Below are 21,000 nucleotides of genomic sequence, written 5' to 3'. Positions count from 1 at the left end.
CCTTCCGGGAAAACATAGCATTGGACATTAGAACAATACCATAACGTGTTGAAAAGGTTAAAATTTCAGCTTGATTTATTCCCTCTATCAACTTGACTGCCTAAAATTAACGTATAGAAATCAAATAGCTTCTGAGCTTCGGTTGTCCAGTTGTAATACTGCTCTACGGCCCGGCGTCCCCGTTCGCCCATCTGGCGTGCTTCAGTCGGGTGTTCGATCAAAAATGTCAGGGTTTGTGCCAGTTGCGTGGGGTCGTAAGGAGACACGCAGAATCCACACTGATGGCGTTCTACAACATCTCGATAAAGAGGGAAATCAGCGGTGATAACGGGCAGCCCTAAGGCCATGTATTCAAACAGTTTGGTCGTGTAGGAATCGGGGTAGTCACCAACCGGTTTGAGCAATGCCAGCCCGGCTGTAGCCTGCCTTGCATAGGGAAAGGCATCGCGCTGATCGGTATAACCATAGAAACGCATATTCGAGCGTATGGAATTGAACTCCGGAAGCCGTTCCAGAGCCACATCGTCGAACGTTCGTCGTCCAAACAGGTGCATGACAAACATTGGGTAGGCAGGTCGGAGCTGAGCCAGCCCGCTAACCAGGGTATCGAACGCCCGTTCGAAGCTAAGCCAGCCTATGTAAAAAAAGGTAGGTTGCAGGAGGCTGGGCTGGTAAGGTTGCCGGAACGGTTCCAGTAATGAGAGCAAGGGGTAGTTGTAGATAACCACATGAGGCCTGGACAGCCTGGTGTAGGTATCCAGATACCCGTGTTCGGTGAATATCAGATAGAAATGTTGCCGCGCCAGCGCATCGAAGCGTCGGAAGGCCCATTCCAGCAGTGGCCCCCGGTTAAATGCTTTCAGGTGCATTTTCTTAAACAGGTTCTCCTGTACTTCATAAATTACCGCTGCGCCGGCCAGGCGGAAAATAAACGCAAACGGCACAAACTCCGGCACATACACGTGGACAATGGCGGGTTGCAGCCACAGGCAGCGGAGTAGTATATACGGACTCGTGATCAACACGCGCCAGATGACCCGCCTAAAAAACGGTAACCGAATAAACCGGATGTCGGGCGCTAGGGCGGGGTTGGCGTGAGGTAGTGCGCACCACACCTCATACTGACTCGTAAGGGTCTGGCATTGTTTGAATACGACACGTGGGTCCTGAGGCCGTTGAGCCGTGCTGATGTGTAAAACTCTGATCCTTTTTATGGGGTGCGGTGGGTTGGTTTTGTCGGGAAATGTCACGGCTTCACCTTAAAGCTACGCAGTTCGGCGTCTATTTTCTGGTTCCATCGTTCCTGGGATGCCTGGTCGAGACTATGGTTTGTTTCGCTGTCATACTGTTTCTGCATCTGATTCATCTCCCGGAACGATTCGATAAACTGATACTGAATGAGGCTGTTGTAGTCTTCAAGTGTCAGGCTATCGGGCTGAATAGCTCGCTTGAATCGTTCGGCAATCAATTTGGTAATATCGAAATGGCGCTGCTCATGGTTCAGGGCGTACGCATTTTTAGCATCGGCCCGTGCCCAGGATGAATTCTTGAGCATATAACTTTTGACGCTTAGATTCAGGGTGATGATGCCGTCTTTGACCGTGCTTTTACCTTCATACGCGAAACTGGTAAACACCTCGGCTGCGTAATGGCTGCCCCGGCGCGGTTCAGCCTGGAAGTCGGTCCAGGTCAGCCTCCGGTCGGGGTTATACTGCACCGTGTCGTCAGCCGTGATGCGGGTATCGTCGGTAAACACTACCCGAAGGCTGGTCGCCAGCTTTTCGTTCTGCTTGGCTTCCCGATTCATGTAGTCGTTCAGGCTGCGTAGCGACGCGGTGATAGCCTGCCGGATGGTTGGTTCAATGACGGTCAGCTGGCCCAGCGGCCGGGTATAGGTAGCGCTGCCGCTATACTCCGTCAGGCGGGTGCTGGTTTCAATACCCTGATCATCTTTACCCAGCAGATCGAACATGACTTCATACACAAACTCGCCCCGCACCCGATTGCCGATGGCGGTTTCAGTTACCCGGCACTGCTTGATACGCATAGCGATAGGGCGCAGGCTTTTGTTTTGCCTGAGGCTCTGGTTGACAAACGCCCGAACGCTATAGGTAATCCCCCCGTCAAGGTCAACGGGTTGGGGGGGCTGGTTGAGAACCAGCGCCAGGCGGGCAACGGGCCCTTTGCCAGATCGCTGATCAGAAACGAGTGCTATATGAAACTCCCTGGGTACAAACGGCAACGACTGAGGCTGAAGCCGGATCGGATCGGGTAGGAGCCCAAACAACGACGCTGCACGAACGAGCAACTGGAGCGAAAAAATAGTAGGCAACAGGTAAACAGACACAGTATACGGTTATGAATAGCCTTACTTATCTTAAACGAAATCAACCCTCCAATTCGTCCAGCTAAGGTACGGATTGGAGGGTTGATTATGTATCGATGCCGGTAGCGATCAAATGAGGCTGCAAAGCCTTCCGGCAACCGGCAATGATTAATCGATAAGCATGGCTTTACCGCTCATAACGTCATTTTCAACGTTTTTGAACTTCACGTCACGCTTCACGGAGCCATCGGTATATTGAACGTTTACGCGGGCATTGCGGTCCAGTTTGGCAACCCGCGCCGGAATCTGCCGCTGCATAGGAGGAGCACCCGCGCCCATGGCGTTATTTTCGGCCATACGACGGGCATACTCCTCCGGACCTGTTGCGAGATGGTCATCATCGAAGTCTTCCATATTCGTATGCAGCTGAGGCTGGGGCTCGGGCCGATGCTGGGCGGGTGCCTGCCGAATCTCCTGCTGAACCTCTTCGGCATCCTGAGCCGGAATGTCGGCTTTGCTTAAGAAACTGATGGTGTCGAAGTTGACTTTGTTCAGGAAGCGTTTGAATAGCTCCACCGACTCGAATTTATAGACCAGCAAGGGGTCTTTCTGTTCGAAGACAGCGTTCTGAACCGATTGCTTCAGGTCGTCCATCTCGCGCAGGTGTTCCTTCCATTCCTGGTCGATCACCGACAGCGTTACCGCTTTCTCCATCTCTGTTACCAGATCGCGTCCGCCCGTTTCAACAGCCTTCCGCAGGTCTGATACGACCGTCAGCTCATGCAGCCCGTCGGTAAACGGCACGACAATGTTTTTTATCTGATGGCCCTGATCGGTCAATACCTGCGTCAGCACGGGCAGCGCTTTATCGGCAATGGCGTGGTTTTTGGCCACATACTGCGATTCAGCTTCTTCGTAGAGCCGCCGGATCTGATCCGGTTTTTTCATCTTCGCAAACTCATCGGCGGTCAGCTCAGCCACAACACTCATGGTGGTCAGTAACTGTAGCTTCACCTCTTCATAATTGCCTTCGGCGTTGTTGACGGTTTCTTCTACTACGTCGTACATCGTGTTGGCGATGTCGAGCGGCAGACGGTCGCCAAACAAGGCATTCCGACGGCGTTTGTAGATAGCCTCACGCTGGTAGTTCATGACGTCATCATACTCCAGCAACCGTTTCCGAATGCCGAAGTTGTTTTCTTCGACCTTCTTCTGCGCCCGCTCGATCGATTTCGTGATCATGGAGTGCTGAATAACTTCGCCCTCCTCAAGACCCATCCGGTCCATCACTTTGGCGATCCGGTCAGAACCGAACAACCGCATCAAGCTATCTTCGAGCGAAACGAAGAACTGCGATGTACCAGGGTCACCCTGACGACCCGCCCGTCCACGCAACTGCCGGTCTACCCGGCGCGATTCGTGGCGTTCGGTACCGATGATGGCCAGACCACCCGCGGCTTTCGACTCAGCGGTCAGCTTGATGTCGGTACCCCGACCGGCCATGTTCGTAGCAATCGTTACCGTACCCGGAAAACCGGCCGACGCTACAATCTCGGCTTCGCGCTGGTGGTATTTAGCGTTCAGTACCTGGTGCTGAATCTTACGCAGGGTTAGCAGACGGCTAAGCAGTTCGGAGTTCTCGACCGAGGTAGTACCCACCAGTACGGGTCTTCCCTTTTCAACCAGAGCGGTGATCTCATCGACCACAGCATTGTATTTCTCGCGTACCGAGCGATATACTTTGTCTTCCTCATCGGCGCGGCTGATTTTCCGGTTTGTTGGAATAACCACCACGTCCATTTTGTAGATCTGCCAGAATTCAGAGGCTTCGGTTTCCGCCGTACCGGTCATACCCGACCGCTTGTGATACATCCGGAAATAGTTCTGCAAGGTTACCGTGGCGTATGTCTGCGTGGCGTCTTCAACTTTCACGTTTTCCTTGGCTTCAACCGCCTGGTGCAGTCCGTCTGACCACCGGCGACCTTCCATGATCCGGCCCGTCTGCTCATCCACGATCTTTACCTTGCCATCCATGATGACATACTCGGTATCGCGCTCAAACAGCGTAAACGCCTTCAGCAACTGGTTGACCGTATTGATACGCTGTGTCTTGACGGCGTAGTCGCGGATGACCGCTTCTTTGTGCAGAATTTTCTCCTGATCGGAGAGCGACTCGTCTTTGTCGATGACATTGAGGTCGATCGATAGATCGGGCAGGATAAAGAAATTAGGGTCCTCCCCCGAACCGGTGATAAAGTCGATCCCTTTTTCCGTCAGGTCGATGCCGTTATGCCGCTCGTCGATGGTGAAGTAAAGGGGCGTATCGGCTTCGGGCATCATTTTCTGGTTTTCGGCCAGATACGTGGATTCCGTTTTTTGTAAGAGCGCCTTGTTGCCGGTTTCGGTCAGGAACTTAATGAGAGGTTTGTGCTTGGGTAAACCCCGGTAAGCCCGGAACAGCGACAGGCCACCCTCTTTCTCGTCGCCCGCGGTAATTTTTTTCTTCGCGTCGTTGAGGTAGTCGTAAACCAGTTTTCGCTGCGCTTCTACCACGCGGGCTACACGCGGTTTCAGTTCGATGTAGTCCTGCTCATCGCCACGAGGTACAGGACCACTTATGATAAGCGGTGTCCGGGCATCGTCGATCAGTACGGAGTCGACCTCATCCACCATCGCATAGTGGTGTTTGCGCTGAACAAGCTCGCCCGTTTCGCGGGCCATGTTGTCGCGCAGGTAATCGAAGCCGAATTCGTTGTTGGTACCGTACGTGATATCGGCCAGATAAGCATACTTACGTTGCTCGGAGTTAGGTTGGTGCTTGTCGATACAGTCGACCCGGAGTCCGTGGAATTCGAACAGCGGGGCCATCCACTCGGAGTCACGCTTGGCGAGGTAGTCGTTGACCGTTACGATATGCACCCCCCGGCCCGCTAACGCGTTCAGGAACGCCGGGAAGGTAGCAACGAGGGTTTTACCTTCACCGGTAGCCATCTCGGCAATTTTGCCCTGGTGAAGCACGACGCCCCCAATGATCTGAACATCGTAATGGATCATATCCCAGCGGATGGGCGATCCGGCGGCATCCCAGGTATTGGCCCAATGGGCCTGATCGCCATCGATAACGACGTTTTTCTTGCGGGAGGCAATCTCGCGGTCGAAATCCGTTACGCTAACGGTTAGCTGCTCATTCTGGGTAAACCGGCGGGCGGTCTCTTTCACAGCAGCAAAGGCGCGGGGCAGGATATCGAGCAGGACGCGCTCCAGTTCGGTATTGCGGTCGGCTTCGAGTTTATCGATTCGGTTGAAGAGCCGCTCTTTCTCATTGACGTCCACATCAGGATTCCCCGCATGGCTGTTGAGTTCGGCAAGCTGGCCGTCGATATCAGACAGCTCATTGGCAATCTGTAGTTTCAAATCGGCCGAAAACTGACGCAACTCATCGTTGGACAGTTCTTTCAACCGATCAAATTCGGCATTTACCTTCTCAACATACGGAAGTAGTTCTTTAATATCCCGTTGCGATTTGGTGCCGAAAAACTTGGCTATGAGTTTGATCATTTTTTCTGGTGATAAGCCGGTACGTTTGTAAGTCGATCAATCCATGAGCTGGGAAGCAGATCAGCCGTTCAGTAAACGACCGACAAACCGGATAACTTATTGACTGGCTGACTTAATAACGCACTGACTATTTTTACGCAAATTTAGTGGATTGCAGTGGGACTGCAAGGTTAAGCCTGTTGGACAGACGTACCTTACTGAATGGGAACGACGTTTAGCGAGTAATACATTACTTTTGCAAATCAATTTTTGGCCCAATCGCCATTGTTCATGCCTACCACAGACAAATTGTCATACTTTTTTACCCGTATTCGTTCTCTCCCATTCATTCTAAGTCTATTCTTTCTGATTGGTGCGTTTCAGGCTACGGCCCAGCAAACTGGTTCGCGTGTCGACCAGTTAAGTGATGAGCAGGTACAGGAATTTTATAGTCGGGCGCAGGCAAGTGGATTGAGTGAAGCCCAGATCGAGCAGGCGGCCATGTCACAGGGATACACGCTGACCGACATTGCTAAAATGCGCCGGCGCATTGCCGAAATACGGACTCAGTCGGGTAATCGACGTGGCCAGACAACTTCCGATACAAGCCGGGGCCGTACCCTGCCCGGCGACCTGTCCCGTCGCTACCCAGACTCGCTTCCTCCCGACTTGCGGCTGGATACGACCCGCCGGTTGCGGGTGTTTGGGGCATCATTATTCGAAAATGCCAGTTTGTCGTTTGAGCCAAACCTACGCATTGCTACCCCACGCAACTATATCGTTGGCCCTGACGATGAGATAAGCATCGACGTTTCGGGGGCCTCATCCGACAGCTTCAAATTACGTGTTTCGCCTGAGGGCACCGTAAAAGTCCCCAACCTACAACCCATCTTCGTGAGCGGCCTGACCATCGAACAGGCCGAACAGCGGATCATTGAGCGCCTGCGCAAGGGAGGCTACCAGGGCCTGGGCGTACCCGGCAGCGGTACCAGTGCCAACGTAGCGCTCACCAACATCCGTAGTATACGCATCACGCTGGTAGGAGAGGTAGTACGGCCGGGAACCTACACGATTTCATCGCTTGGCTCCGCGTTTAACGCCCTCTATCTGGCAGGGGGTCCTAATCCGGAAACAGGATCTTTTCGGAAGATCAGCATCATCCGGGGGAACCGGGTGGTACGGAACATCGATCTCTATAATTTTATCCTTCGTGCCGACCAGCGCGACAACATCCGGTTGCAGGATCAGGACGTCATCCGCGTAGCCGACTACGAAACCCGCGTTGAGCTAACGGGTCAGGTTCGGCGCCCGGCCATATTTGAGATGCTGCCCGGCGAAACACTCAAGAATCTGTTGAGCTTTGCGGGTGGGTTTGGTGACGATGCCTACCGGGCCAGTATCACGTTACGGCGTAACACCAGCCGCGAACGCCGGATCGTAACCATCGGCGAAGAGCAGATTGCCACCTTTATACCACAACGGGGCGACAAGTATGTTGTTGGCAAAATTTTGGAGCGGTACGAAAACCGTGTTCAGGTGGCGGGTGCTGTCATGCGCCCTGGTGACTACGCCCTCGAACCCGGCTTAGAGACTGTCCGTCAGCTCATTACCCGGGCCGAAGGGCTAAGCAAAGATGCCTTTACCAACCGTGCTACCATTATCCGTGAGCGGCCCGACCGCGACAGTGAGAATCTGTCATTCGATCTGGGTAAACTGATGCGGGGCGAAATTGCTGACATTCCCCTCCTACAGCAGGATAGCCTGACCGTACTGTCTATCCGTGACCTGCGCGAGGAGTATTACATCACTATTGAAGGCGCGGTGAACAAGCCTGACACCATGAAGTTCGTCAGCAATATGAGCGTTGCCGATCTGATTGCGCTGGCGGGTGGCTTCTCGGAAGGAGCTACGCCCAACCGCATCGAAGTGGCCCGTCGTATCCGGCAGGATTCGGCCGGTATCCGCACCACAACGCTCGAAACGTTTCAGTTTGCGCTCGACCGCAATCTACAGATCAGCCCGCTGGATGTAGCGCCAGCGAATGGGGTTGGAATGGCCATGGCACCCTTCCGCTTACAGCCCTTCGATATCGTTTACGTACGTACGTCGCCTAATTATGAACCTCAGCGGCAGGTCTATGTATCGGGCGAAGTGCTTCATCCGGGCAACTATGCTATTTCCAGCCGTGAAGAGCGCATTGTTGATGTCATCCAGCGGGCGGGCGGGCTCCGGCCAAGTGCTTATTTGCCCGGTGCTCAGTATCGGCGGAGGGGACAGCTTATTGGTAATGACCTACGCCACGTGCTTAATGATGGGAAAGCCGAGGAAAATCTATTGCTGGAAGATGGTGATACGTTGTTTATCCCCCGCCAGTCTGAAATTGTTGAAATACAGGGAGCTGTACTAAATGCGGCATCCGTAAGTTATAAAGCTGGCTACAAATTTGATGACTATATCAGTGAAGCTGGTGGGTACACGGATAACGCCCGAATTCGCAAAGGATACGTTGTTTATCCAAATGGACGCAAAGACCGGACACGCCCGTTTTTCATGCGCGGGTTTCTATCGGATAACGGAAAGCCCAAGGTTCAACCAGGTTCAGTTATCATTATACCGTTCAAGCCATTGGAAACAAACCGGATGAGTCCGGCAGAGCGTATCGGTATTTTATCGCTGGTAACGACAATGACAATCACGGTCCTTAATATTTTGCTTCGTTAACTATAAGTCAGTAAAATCATGTCAGTTACGGAGGAGAAATCAGAAACACATGCAGAAGACGAGATAGAGATTCGCTTGAGCGACATTGTCCAGTTTTTGACGCACAATCGGCTACGAATTTTTGTTGGTGCGCTGGCCGGATTAATCATAGGCGGGTTATACGCTTTCTCTAAGCCTAATGTGTACACCGCCCAGGTAACGGTTATGCCCGAAGCGCAATCTAAAGGAGCTGGTAGCCTGGGAAGTTTAGGGTCATTGGCAGGACTGGCGGGTATCAGCCTCGATAATTTAGGCGGGCAGGACGCTATCCGACCTGATCTTTATCCTAACGTACTGCAAAGTGTTCCGTTTGCGCTGGATCTGCTGAAACGTCCCGTTTACTCTCAGCAACTAAAAGCGCAGATGCCGCTACAGGAGTTTATCAAACGAATTTCTGGTGATGGCCTGTTCAGCTGGCTATCTTCTTCGGACGATAGTGAGAAAGTGGTTGAAAAATCGGATCCTAAAAATTTCAGTCAGGCTATACAGGTAACAAAAGAGCAGGATGATTTAATAAAGCAGGTCCAGAAGAGTGCTTCTGCTGTTTTTGATAAGAAAACCGGTATTCTGACGATCAGTGCTGTGGAGCCTGACCCCGTTGTAGCAGCCACTGTTGCCCGGTTGTCGCTGGAGTACCTGACTAACTACATCACCACCTACCGTACGGAAAAAGCGCGCAATCAGGTTGACTTTCTGGTTCAGCAGGTAGGTGAAGCTAAAGGAAAATATCAGTCTTCGGAATATGCCTTGTCCAACTACAGGGACCGTAACCGGAGCTTGTTTCTGAATACGGCTAAAATTGAAGAGCAGCGGCTCCAGGCTGATTATTTGTTAGCTCAATCGGTGTACAGTGAACTGTCCAAGCAACTGGAACAGGCCAAAATTAAAGTACAGGAAGAGACGCCAATCTTTAAAACGCTGGAGCCCCCTTCTGTACCCTTACGAAAAAGCGGACCCAAACGAACGCTGATTATGCTTGGCTTTGCGGTTGCCGGTGTGTTCTTAACCGTAGCATTGCTGGTTGTTCGACTCATATTCCGCAGACATCTTACCCCAGTTGCATGAAGAAAGCCTTGATTTGTGGCGTGTCCGGCCAGGATGGAGCCTATTTAGCGAAACTACTGCTTGAAAAAGGATACGCGGTTTATGGAGGATCGCGCGATGCTCAGATGGCCTCTTTTGGTAATCTCAAGCGATTGGGAATTCGGCAAAACGTAGAACTGGTTTCGCTGAGCATCAGCGATTTCAGAAGTGTTCTGCAAACGCTTCTGAAAGTGAAACCCGATGAGGTATATAATCTGGCCGGGCAAAGTTCGGTGGGGTTATCATTTGAGCAGCCGGTAGAGACGCTCGAAAGCATCAGTATCGGTACGCTGAACCTGCTCGAAGCAATCCGTTTCAGTAACCTGCCCATTAAATTTTATAATGCGGGTTCCAGTGAATGCTTTGGGGATACAGGGAGCCTGGCGGCCGACGAGATGACGCCTTTTCGGCCTCGCAGCCCGTATGGCGTAGCTAAAGCGGCTGCCTTCTGGCAGGTTGCCAACTACCGCGAAGCGTATCAGATTCAGGCCAGCACAGGAATTCTCTTCAACCATGAGTCGCCCTTACGTCCGGAGCGGTTCGTAACCCAAAAGATTGTCGCTGCCGCCTGCCGAATTGCCAATGGAAGTAATGAAACGCTAACACTGGGAAATATTGACATCGCCCGCGATTGGGGCTGGGCACCCGACTACGTGGAGGCTATGTGGCAGATGCTTCAGCATGAGAAGCCCGATGACTACGTTATTGCTACGGGTCATACTCACAAGTTAAGCGACTTTATCAACGTTGTATTCCAAACGGTTGGGTTGAACTGGCAGGATCATGTGCAGACCGATGCGTCCTTTTTTCGACCAACAGATATTGCCGAGGGGCATGCACACCCGGCTAAAGCCCGACTTCAACTAGGCTGGAAAGCGAGTCATACCATGGAAGATGTTGCCCGTATGATGGTTGAGCAGCGGTCTTAGAGAATAGGGGAGTACCAACGTAACTATGAAAATTATATCACTTGATTATGTACGCCAACGCATTGGGAATGCTCATCCGCGGACCCGAAAGGCGCAACTGAATACAGTTCTTGGGCTGATAATCAAGGGAGGGGGCATGCTGATTTCTCTGCTCTTGGTACCAATGACAATAGACTACTTGTCGAAGGAAACATACGGTACGTGGCTAACTATTAGTTCTATAGTTACCATGTTGACATTTCTGGATATTGGGATTGGCAATGGCTTGCGCAACAAATTTTCCGAAGCGGTAGCCAACCAAAATACCATGCTCGCCCGCGCTTACGTAAGTACAGCCTATACGATATTTGGGGCCATTCAACTGGTATTCATTTGTTTGTTTTCCGTAATTGTCTGGTACGTTCCTTGGCAACAGATATTTAATACGCGTATTGACATTGGCCAATTGCAACTGGTTGTCCTTCTGACAGTAATAGCAATGTCCGTAAAGCTGGTGCTTGATATTTTGTCATACATTTTGTTTGCTCTTCAGGAATCCAGTCGAGTTGGATTAATGACTTTTTTATCGAATGCGTTGATCCTTGTGTTCACGTATATACTAACGCATTTTGCCAAAGGTGATTTGGTTTATTTAGCTGTTGCTACAGCTGCAAGTCCAATACTGGTTTCACTGATAAGTGGAATTTTATTATATGGAGACCGGCTAAAGATATATCGGCCTACGTTTCAACTGGTGAATTTTAAGTATGCTAAGAGTTTAATGTCACTAGGATACAAATTTTTCGTTATCCAAATGGCTGTTGTTGTTGTTTTCTACACAGACAACTTAATCATAACACAGCTTTTTGGGCCTGCTGAAGTAACGACTTATAACGTTGCCTTTCGTTATTTCAACGCTATCAATACCTTGTTTGCTATTGCAATTGGACCATACTGGTCTGCTTTTACAGAAGCATCTGTCAAAAATGATACAGCCTGGATGAGAAAGACGTACACTTACCTACAGAGGCTTTGGTTGGGATTAGTAGTCGCTGTTGTGGTAATGATTTTTGCGGCCAAGTTCATGTACTCACTTTGGATAGGAACTCGGGTTACAATTCCGCCTATTCTTAATATATGCATGGGTATTTTTATTGTCATAAGTTGCTGGAACAGCATTACGGTTGCCTTGGTGAATGGACTTGGCAAAGTACGACTACAACTATATTATGCTTTAGTCGCTGCCATAATAAATGTACCTTTGGCGATTTTGTTTGGTCGTATGCTAAATATAGGTAGCGCGGGGGTTATTTTAGCAACTAGTACATCGCTCCTGATAGGAACTGTTTTTGGTACTATACAGGCTGGTAAAGTTATTTCTGGTACTGCAAAAGGAATTTGGAATAAGTGATAATATAAAAAGATCATTTAATTTACAGTAATTCTCTTACATCAACATAGATGAAATAAGACAGAGAATGACTAAATGCATTAATTGGTTAAATAAAACTGACTTTTAGACTTAATTACATACGTAATATGAAATTGCAACGTGCTCAATCGCTATACAACATGAAGCTCAATGAGTCACGCCAAAACTTACTCAATCGAGTAAAATCGCGGCTCGTTCAGATTGCTTTTGATAATGTAAAGAAAAGTAATCCGCTTATTGAAACAAATATTGGAAAGTTTAGTCTACAATTGCCTTTCGATCATCAATTGCCTTTTATAATTAAAAGATCGCCTTATTATTCAACTAACCTGGCACGTATTGCAAGAAAAGTAAATGAAAAGTACGTCGATTTGAAATTTATAGATATAGGAGCGAATGTGGGTGATTCTGTCGCTTTACTGCGTTCAGAAGCAACGTTTCCAGTTTTATGCATCGAGGGAGATGATTATTTTTTCTCAATTTTAGAAAGAAACGCATCTCGTTTCTCCGATGTGTATTTGGCCAAGAATTATGTGGGAGAAATTACAACAGAAGTTAATGCCGTATCAGTAGAGTTAGGAGGCACAGCTCACTTGCTTCAAAATGCAGCTAACGAAAGCAAAATTTCAATAAAAAAAATTTCGACTATTTTAAACGATTATCCATTATTCAAAACGTCGAAAATGCTGAAAGTGGATACCGATGGTTTTGACAATAAAATAATTAGGGGATCAGCTGACTTTTTAGAAAATGCAAAGCCAGTTATATTTTTTGAGTATGATCCTTATTTTTTATCGCAACAGAATGACGATGGTATATCCATTTTCTCTACACTAGTTGGGCTAGGATACAATAAACTATTGATTTATGAAAATGATGGTGAGTTCTTATTATCTGCGGATACCGATAACAGAATGCTTTTAGAAGATATAACTTATTTTTATACAGGCCGGAAAGGATTACGGTACTGTGATATATGCGCTTTTCATAAAGAAGATAATGATATCTTTGAGAATGTAAGGTTAGATGAAATAAAGTTCTTCTCACAAGTACGAAGTTCTAAAAAGTAGTTGGAAATTGCGTTGATGAGACCATTTGTATTGTTAATGAGCTGATATCGTGAATATATTATTTGATCATCAAACTTTTTCTCTTCAAACCTTTGGAGGTATATCAAGGTATTATGCTGAATTAATCACTGGTATCAATTGTACATTAGAAAATCATGCCTATTTGCCACTCGTTTTTACCGAAAACGTACATTTAAGAGAAAAAGGGTTAAAGGCGAAATATTTATTGCCAAAGAAAAATTTTTATAAAAAAGCACAATTCACTTACCGTTCTAATCAGGTATATACTGTAGCCCAAATGCATGGTAAATCATTTGATGTTTTTCATGCAACTTATTACGACTCTTACTTTATTCCTCACTTGAGAGGTCGGCCGTTTACGGTTACTTTTCTGGATATGATCCATGAAAAGTTTTCCAATCAATTTGCTACGCTATCAGATAGTAATTTTGTTACAAAACAGAAACAGCTTATTGCAGATCGAGCTGACCGAATCATCGCTATTTCAGAGAGTACTAAACGGGATGTGGTTGAGTTGCTTAGTATTGATCCAGCAAAAATTGACGTAATATATCTTGGAAATTCGTTGGAACCAGTAGCTGGAGATGAAAACGATCAGCAAAGTCATTATCCATATTTGTTGTTTGTTGGTCGTCGTGAACGATACAAAAACTTCGAGGGTATGCTTCATGCTATTCATCCGGTTCTCAAAAAACACAAAATAAAGCTGGTTTGCGCGGGTGGTGGACCATTTAGTAATAATGAAAAGGAATTAATACATAAATTGAACGTTGATGATCTAGTTGTTTACCGGATTATCGAAAATGATATTGCTCTTCAAAAGATATATCGGCAAGCAATTGCATTTATATTTCCTACAATGTATGAAGGCTTTGGAATACCTGTTTTGGAAGCATTTGCAAGCGATTGTCCCTGTATCGTTAGTAACTTGAGTTCTTTACCGGAAGTAGCTGGTGATGCCGCTTTATACATTGACCCTGCACAGCCAGATTCAATGCCAGAGGCAATTGAGCAATTGCTGCATGATAACGGACTTCGACAAAAACTAATTAAAGCAGGTCAACAACAGTTGAGTCATTTTTCATGGCAACGCACTGTTGATGAAACTCTAAGCTTGTATAAACGGCTAGCATGAATTTTTTCACGCGTTAGCAATTGTTTCCGATATGTGTTAAACAGGTTGCTTCGAACTATTTCACCTATAATAAAGTTGATTACAACTTGATCTTGTCATTAGCTGAATTATCAACTTGGAGTCTTGTAATGAATCTCTACATCGTCTGAATGCAAAATATGAGGATATATTGAAGTATATATATTTTGGTGTAGCACTAGAATAGCTTCTTAACACTTAAAATCAAACTGTTTACGTTTTACAATAGGACGTCAACCTTTCTTACTGCATTCGATGTTAGTTTCAGAATGTAACTGGTTGGGATGTTTATATGGAGTTATGAAACGCCCACTTATATCTATCATTACGGTTGTGTACAATGCTAGCTCTACATTTGAAGCTACAATAAATAGTGTACTCAGCCAGAAAAAGGAACTTTTTGAGTACTGGATAATAGATGGGGCAAGTACAGATGGATCCGTTGACATTATCCGAAAATACGAAAATCAACTAGCTGGTTGGATTAGTGAGCCGGACAAAGGTATTTATGATGCAATGAATAAGGGGATTGACTATGTTACAGGTGATTGGCTGTTTTTCCTAGGAGCAGATGATCTATTGTGCGAAGGTATTCTCGAGAAGATAAGTGAATACCTAAAACCTGACTTGAAAGTCGTATACGGCAATGTATTATTTGATACAGGTCATATTATGCGGTCAAGGATTGGGTTAAGGTGTTTGTTTGAGAATCGACTCCACCATCAAAGCGCTTTCTATCATCGTGATCTCTTTAACGAGTTTCGGTATAACCAAAAATTTCGTATTTGCGCAGATTACGAACTTACATTACGAATTTACTTGCAAAAGCAACCTGCCTTATATGTTCCTTACTCTATAGCCGTTTTTGCATCTGGTGGTATCAGTAACGAGCTGACAAGTGATGATATTAATACTATTCGCGGTCTTTACTTAAAGAGCCCAGCGCTTAATTCTTTGTACAGCTTTATGATTAACGCTTACTATTCCTACTTTAAAGCAAAGGTTTCTCTTAAAGGAAGATTGAAAAAAGTCTTATCGAGTAATGTATAGGTAGACAGCTCATTTATCTATATTAATCTGCCCAAAAAGGACGATGAAAGAAAAAATAAACAAAGAGAAGGTCGCGGGCGCTGTTGTACTTTACAACAGTCCACTCGAGACAATAGATAATATTTCGACTTATATCGATCAGGTTGAAAAACTATACGTTGTTGATAATTCTGTTAAGCCGAATGCTAAATTGGTCGAAACGTTAAAATCGTACAGTAAAATACATTATCATTCGTTAAATGGCAATGATGGCATTGCAACAGCCTTAAATTGGGCAGCCAATCAAGCGATCAGTGATAATTTTTCAGTTTTATTAACAATGGATGATGATACTCAAATACCAGTAGGTTGCATACAACAGATGTTGGACTTCTGGAGTCAGTATCCTGCAAATATCGGTATTCTGTCTGGTATCCATCACATTAAGCCTGATACAGCACCCTTCAGAAAGCTACTTTACACCCTAACATCTGGCAATTTACTTAGCTTAAGTGCCTATTCGGCTACTGGTCCATTTAGAGATGACTTTTTTATAGATCATGTCGATCATGAGTATGGAATTCGATTAAATCAAAATGGATACGTCGTTATTGAGCTGCCAAACATACGGTTTAATCACCGTTTGGGTACTACGGACACCTTAAAGGTTGGAGGCCGTATCATCAGCACATACGGTAGCCATTCGCCACTTCGGTTATACTATTTTGCAAGGAATGGAGTTTATATGGCTCGGCAATATTTTAGTAGCCAGCCAATGCTGTCTTGGATGGTTGCGGAAGAGTTGGCCAAACGATGTGTTAAAGCTATGTTTTTACAGAGCGATACTAAAGTGAGAATGAGAATGTTATTAGTGGGTGTAAAAGATGGTTGGGTGGGGCGGCTAGGTAAATATAATTCGTCAAAACGTAATTGATAATGCATATAGACTACGATGTCATACCTGAAATATTATTTTATTCGTTAGCTTTTTTTGTATTATATTTTTTTTGCTATAGGAAATACATTTACTCCATATTGGATCCTCTATTCGTTTATGTATTTACACTTTCTTTTTCTAGTGTTTTAATAATTTCTACTTTAGGTGACAAGCCTTTTTATCAAGCTCATTTCTTTATTTGTCACGCTTTCTTTTTTGTAGGGTTTACTACAGCTACTTATCTTATTCGTAGTAAAATAAAACAAGATATTTCCTTGTCTGCTCCTGATCAATTCTATGATTTCGAAGTTCTAAGGCTGGTTATTTATGCATTGTTTGCATTTTATCTGATGGCGAACATTGTTTTATTTTATACAACTGGGTTTGCTTTATTGAGTGATGATCCGACTATAGCTAAAGTAGAAAATTTCGACAAAGGTTTTGGTATTATACTTAAGATAAACTGGGGTATTGGTAGTTTTTTGATATCTGGTCTGCTTTTCTTCATACTCTCTAAAGCCCGTAAAGTTGACATAATTCTTTTTTCTATCGTTATTATGCTTACAGCTTTAGAAGGTTCAAAATCTTCTCTTTTGCGTATTTTAATTATTTTTATGTTATTGATTAATCACAAATTATTCTTATCCAAGAAAAAAATAACCCCTAAGTTTAAGTTAATTGTTCCACTAGGGATTGTAGCGGTTCTGGGTGTGTTTTTTACTGTTTTGTTTAAAGAGAATGCAGATTCAGATCAAGCAATATTTGCTTTTGTAAGACGCTTCTTATATGGTGCAGATTCAACGCTTTATTTTTACTCACCAGTTAACGATCAATATTTTTCCAGATTCAGATTCTGGGAGTTCCCGAGCCACTTGTTTAATCAAATATTGGGATTTCTTCGTTTGGTGCCACTTCAGGAAGCTTTGGGTAATGTAATGGTTGCTAATGTATTACCTGACCATAAAGGTACTATAGTTGGTCCTAATACCCCATACTATATTGAAGGTCAAATTTATTTTGGGTACTATGGTGCTTTTGTTTACAGTCTTTTGGTAGGAGGCTCTTATGCTTTTTTTCGTCAATATTTTTTTGACAGCCGTTACTATTCTGCGTTTTGGTTTGTACTAATCTGTTCTATATGCCATCAGGCAAGCGCTCTCGCTGTTGAAGTTAATCTATTCCTTACGCAAGCGTTCGACACATGTTTCTTTGTTATCCCTGTTTACATATTTATGAATTTAGCAGTGAAAGGTCGACTGATCGTGAGAAAACTTCATTTCTGACGGGTTCAAACAGACATGTAGATTTAGGCGTAAATGTGTTCCAATGGTAACAGAAATGAGTAGCATAAGTGTTTGCATGGCAACCTACAACGGTGAGAAATTTATTCGGCAACAGCTTTTGTCGATTCTCCCACAATTGTCTTCACATGATGAGATAATCATATCTGATGATGGATCGATTGATCAAACACTTACTATAGTTGCACAACTGGATGATCAACGTATTCGCGTAAGTAGAAATGAAGGCCTTTCTGGACCGTTAGGAAATTTTGAGCAAGCTATACAGCGGGCGACTCACAACCTGGTTTTATTAGCTGATCAGGATGATGTATGGTTACCGGATAAGGTTGAAGTAATGAGATCATTGCTACAAACGTATGATTTAGTGCTTTCTGACTGTCAAGTCGTTGATGGATCTGGTTTAGTAATTCACGATTCTTTTTTCAGACATCGTGGCAGCCGTCCGGGTTTTTGGAATAACTTATTTAAAAATTCATATGTTGGGTGCTGTATGGCCTTTCGCCGGGACACCACCAACTATATCTTTCCATTTCCAGCACAGGTTCACATGCATGACTGGTGGATAGGACTTCTGGTAGAAGCAAAAGGACGTGTCTACTTTTACCAGAAGCCGTTGATTCAGTATGTTCGCCATGGTGCTAACGCATCCCCAACGGGTGAGGTTGGGTATAACCTCATTAGACAGTTGCAAAATCGCTTTCTGTTACTATTTCATGTTGTCAAGCGGTTAGTGGTGTAAATTGCGGGACTATAACAAGTGAAAATGGTTTCGGTAATTATTCCAACGTACAATGCTTCCGCTTTTTTGCCTGTTTTATTAAGGCGGTTGAGAGAGCAAACGCTACCACACGAGCTTATTCTGATTGATTCGGAATCTGACGAGGCTACCCAGAGTATATTTTCAAACGAAAAGGTAGAGGTAATCCGCATCAAAAAGTCGGAGTTCAATCATGGTACAACCCGGAACCTTGGGCTAGAGTTGGCTACGTATGATACAGTTATTTTCATGACACAGGATGCTTTACCGGCCTTTCCAGATACGTTGAAGCGCTTAGTTGATATGTTAAATAGCCGAAGCGATATCGCCATGGCTTACGGACGACAACTTCCCTACCCTGAGACAGGAGTTTTTGGACGTATAGCACGACTCACTAATTATCCTCCTACTAGTATAATCAAAACCAGAGCGCTGATTCCAACGATGGGGATCAAGACTTGTTCATGCTCAAATTCATTTGCTGTCTACAAAAAAGCTGATTTACTAAGCGTGGGTGGGTTCCCGACTGATACGATTCTTGGTGAAGATGTATCGGTTGCTGCCCGTTTTATTTTACAGGGCAAAGCTATTGCTTATTGTGCTGAGGCTGAAGTGTACCATTCTCACGATTACACTGTAACAGAGGAATTTAAGCGGTACTTTGATATCGGCGTTTTTCACCAAGAGCAACGGGTGGTTTTGAGTGAGTTTACACAGGCAGAATCTGAAGGGTTGAAATATGTGATCCAGGAGTGGCGTTACCTTAGCCAAAATGGAAGTCTAGCCTTACTCCCAGCTCAACTTCTCCGTACAACTGCTAAATATCTGGGTTATCGGCTCGGAAGTTGGGAAGAGTACGTGCCAAAAAGCCTCAAGCGTAGAATAAGTATGCACAGCTCTTTTTGGAAATAACTTCTCCTGCCTACACGATCGGAACCGGATCATTGACCAAAAAATCGCTCTGTATTTCGGCAAATCCATCGTAACTAACCGGTTCGGCTGTCCCTGTTCCCATTACCCGTGGCAAAACAGTTACAGTTCCTAAGCCATTGGCAAATGTTATATTCACTACAACCCCTGCAATATCAAGATAAGTAGGGTTGGAAACACTCTTGTCTAGTGTTATGACAGTTACAGACGGAACATCAAACGTGCCGTTATATATCTGATTGACTATAATTTGGGCTTCAAAACCTAAGGTGCATAAGGCACCCGAATTTTGATTGCCTGATCGAATAACACCGTCTAGCCATATTCGGTAATAGCCACCATTTGTATTATTGAATGGCAACTGATTTGCCTGTCTGAATTGCAAGACAGTGGCTGCGGTCACTGTTCCAACGGTACCAGCAGAAACAACGTTGTTGTAGAGTTGACGAATACGCCCATGTTTTTTCTCAAATGGGCGGTCTGTTTGGAAAAGGACATTAACCGCTTTTCTTAGTAGGTTAGCTGATATGATGTACTGGTTGTTTGGGATATCGTAACAAGTAATCTCGCTGTTCTTGATAAATCCTCCGGCTGGCTGGTTGCCTCCACCGTCGGGTGCATAGTACAAAACGTAACGATTCACCTGTTCGGAAGCGTTGGGAATTGATATACTTAATTTTAGGCCTTTCACGAAACAGCCTGTGAGGTCAATAAGATCGGTCGTTGGTGCTGTGGAATTAGCGGTAACTAGATTTAGCTGAATGCCTTCAAAGCCAGTGTTGAGTACTCTAACCATACGTGAAAACGACTCTACCGTAGCATGAACACGTAAGTTGGTTGTGTACTGGCTACAAAGTATGGCTGTCTCATTAGAACCCGTAGCGGCTGACCCACGTCCTAGATACCCCTGAAAACTGAGGCTGTTGGTTCCATTAAGTACTAAAGCGGGCTGGCGTTTTTCATAGGCCTGCAAGGATGTACCGTTAATGTCCGTTACGCCCATAGAGCCAATACCTGTTGTGAGCGTTTGATATCGGCTTGAAGCAGTAAAATTGACTCCGGTTGCACCTAATGAAACAGCATTGCTCATGACAATAGGTGTGTTAGCACGCACAAAGCATTCATGAACGTAGAATTCTTCAGCTCGTACATTAAGAATACCAATTGTACCGAAACCACCGTTAGCCGTTGGATAATCTTCCATTTGAAAGGAACAGTTACGTATTCCGCAATTAAGCCCACCCGCACTTGTGAGTGCGAAGAGAACACCAATGGTAGAGCGAACCGCTCCTGATGGTGTAGTAGACAGGAAGTAGAAATTCTCGCAACCCGACAGGCTTGATCCGCTAAAGTCGAACATCGGGCCACTCGTATTGCCAAAAATACAGGTCCCAAGCCATTTGCCAGCGTCTCCTGTTAACCATAGACCACTCGTACCAGTTACGTTTATAGGGGCGGAGATATTGTAGTAACCTGCCGGGAAGTAAACGGATGGACGGTAAGTTCCTCCACCAGCTGTAGCGGTATTTTTTGCAAAATCTACCGCTCTCTGAATCGCGGCCGTATCATCTGCCTGTCCGTTACCGATTGCCCCAAACTGAGGGTCTTTAACATTTATTGACATTTCTTATGTAAGGTAAAAGGTCGTGCCTTAAAAGTGGATATTAAGCTTGAAAAAGAGATGGTTAATCAGCAACCCAATCACCGTGTCGTGCATTAAAACCGACTTGGAAAAACAGATGGTGCGACGCGC

General features: G+C 45.7%; 16 protein-coding genes. 11 read left to right on the top strand and 5 right to left on the bottom strand.

Features of this window, described 5'->3' with window-relative positions; genetic code table 11:
- Nucleotides 1-65: 65 nt before the first annotated feature.
- From FH603_RS02560 to secA, 3 genes are all read right to left on the bottom strand, one after another.
- On the bottom strand, nucleotides 66-1,250 hold the full coding sequence (locus tag FH603_RS02560) for a glycosyltransferase (protein ID WP_317171181.1): 1,185 nt from the start codon (nucleotides 1,248-1,250) through the stop codon (nucleotides 66-68).
- The gene (locus FH603_RS02555; RefSeq protein ID WP_342355208.1) at nucleotides 1,247-2,347 is read right to left on the bottom strand and encodes a hypothetical protein; all 1,101 of its coding nucleotides are present in this window, start codon (nucleotides 2,345-2,347) and stop codon (nucleotides 1,247-1,249) included. Before FH603_RS02555 ends, FH603_RS02560 begins: the two co-directional genes overlap by 4 nt.
- A gap of 147 nt (nucleotides 2,348-2,494) precedes the next feature.
- Nucleotides 2,495-5,884, bottom strand: coding sequence for a preprotein translocase subunit SecA (gene secA / locus FH603_RS02550; protein ID WP_186735771.1), 3,390 nt, complete (start codon nucleotides 5,882-5,884; stop codon nucleotides 2,495-2,497).
- A 270-nt stretch (nucleotides 5,885-6,154) separates the two neighbouring features.
- On the opposite strand from secA, the gene FH603_RS02545 reads away from it, so the two are divergent.
- The 11 genes from FH603_RS02545 (at nucleotide 6,155) to FH603_RS02495 (ending at nucleotide 19,229) form a co-directional block, all read left to right on the top strand.
- Nucleotides 6,155-8,584 (top strand): SLBB domain-containing protein, encoded by a 2,430-nt coding sequence (locus FH603_RS02545; RefSeq protein WP_186735769.1) that lies wholly within the window; start codon nucleotides 6,155-6,157, stop codon nucleotides 8,582-8,584.
- An 18-nt stretch (nucleotides 8,585-8,602) separates the two neighbouring features.
- Nucleotides 8,603-9,688 carry a Wzz/FepE/Etk N-terminal domain-containing protein gene (locus FH603_RS02540; protein WP_186735767.1) on the top strand — a complete coding sequence of 362 codons (1,086 nt, stop codon included), beginning with the start codon at nucleotides 8,603-8,605 and terminating at the stop codon, nucleotides 9,686-9,688.
- On the top strand, nucleotides 9,685-10,635 hold the full coding sequence (locus tag FH603_RS02535; RefSeq protein WP_186735765.1) for a GDP-mannose 4,6-dehydratase: 951 nt from the start codon (nucleotides 9,685-9,687) through the stop codon (nucleotides 10,633-10,635). The genes FH603_RS02540 and FH603_RS02535 overlap by 4 nt, the downstream gene beginning before the upstream one ends.
- A 25-nt stretch (nucleotides 10,636-10,660) precedes the next feature.
- A complete protein-coding gene (locus FH603_RS02530) occupies nucleotides 10,661-12,025 on the top strand; it encodes an oligosaccharide flippase family protein (protein WP_186735763.1) in 1,365 nt (454 codons plus the stop codon).
- Between the two features lie 128 nt (nucleotides 12,026-12,153).
- Nucleotides 12,154-13,116, top strand: coding sequence for an FkbM family methyltransferase (locus FH603_RS02525; RefSeq protein ID WP_186735761.1), 963 nt, complete (start codon nucleotides 12,154-12,156; stop codon nucleotides 13,114-13,116).
- A gap of 49 nt (nucleotides 13,117-13,165) precedes the next feature.
- Nucleotides 13,166-14,272 (top strand): glycosyltransferase family 4 protein, encoded by a 1,107-nt coding sequence (locus FH603_RS02520; protein ID WP_186735759.1) that lies wholly within the window; start codon nucleotides 13,166-13,168, stop codon nucleotides 14,270-14,272.
- 318 nt (nucleotides 14,273-14,590) lie between these two features.
- Entirely contained in the window at nucleotides 14,591-15,340 is a 750-nt protein-coding gene (locus FH603_RS02515; protein ID WP_186735757.1) for a glycosyltransferase family 2 protein, read from the top strand.
- A gap of 43 nt (nucleotides 15,341-15,383) precedes the next feature.
- Complete coding sequence (locus FH603_RS02510; protein ID WP_186735755.1) at nucleotides 15,384-16,253, top strand: glycosyltransferase; 870 nt, start codon at nucleotides 15,384-15,386, stop codon at nucleotides 16,251-16,253.
- Between the two features lie 2 nt (nucleotides 16,254-16,255).
- Nucleotides 16,256-17,539 (top strand): O-antigen polymerase, encoded by a 1,284-nt coding sequence (locus FH603_RS02505; protein WP_262891233.1) that lies wholly within the window; start codon nucleotides 16,256-16,258, stop codon nucleotides 17,537-17,539.
- Between the two features lie 76 nt (nucleotides 17,540-17,615).
- Nucleotides 17,616-18,299, top strand: a complete 684-nt coding sequence (locus FH603_RS02500) for a glycosyltransferase family 2 protein (protein WP_235985233.1) — start codon at nucleotides 17,616-17,618, stop codon at nucleotides 18,297-18,299.
- Nucleotides 18,300-18,323: 24 nt separating this feature from the next.
- Nucleotides 18,324-19,229, top strand: coding sequence for a glycosyltransferase family 2 protein (locus FH603_RS02495; protein WP_186736092.1), 906 nt, complete (start codon nucleotides 18,324-18,326; stop codon nucleotides 19,227-19,229).
- A 10-nt stretch (nucleotides 19,230-19,239) separates the two neighbouring features.
- Here FH603_RS02495 and FH603_RS02490 read toward each other — a convergent pair whose 3' ends face one another.
- Nucleotides 19,240-20,871 (bottom strand): glycosyl hydrolase family 28-related protein, encoded by a 1,632-nt coding sequence (locus tag FH603_RS02490; protein WP_186735749.1) that lies wholly within the window; start codon nucleotides 20,869-20,871, stop codon nucleotides 19,240-19,242.
- 27 nt (nucleotides 20,872-20,898) lie between these two features.
- Nucleotides 20,899-20,988: a hypothetical protein gene (locus tag FH603_RS29195; protein ID WP_394366387.1), complete on the bottom strand. Its 90-nt coding sequence runs from the start codon at nucleotides 20,986-20,988 to the stop codon at nucleotides 20,899-20,901.
- Nucleotides 20,989-21,000 lie beyond the last annotated feature (12 nt).

This window comes from Spirosoma utsteinense (assembly GCF_014282275.1).
Taxonomy (GTDB): domain Bacteria; phylum Bacteroidota; class Bacteroidia; order Cytophagales; family Spirosomataceae; genus Spirosoma; species Spirosoma utsteinense.
The sequence above is the reverse complement of the archived record's forward strand: the minus strand, read 5'-3'. Positions and strand labels throughout refer to the sequence as shown.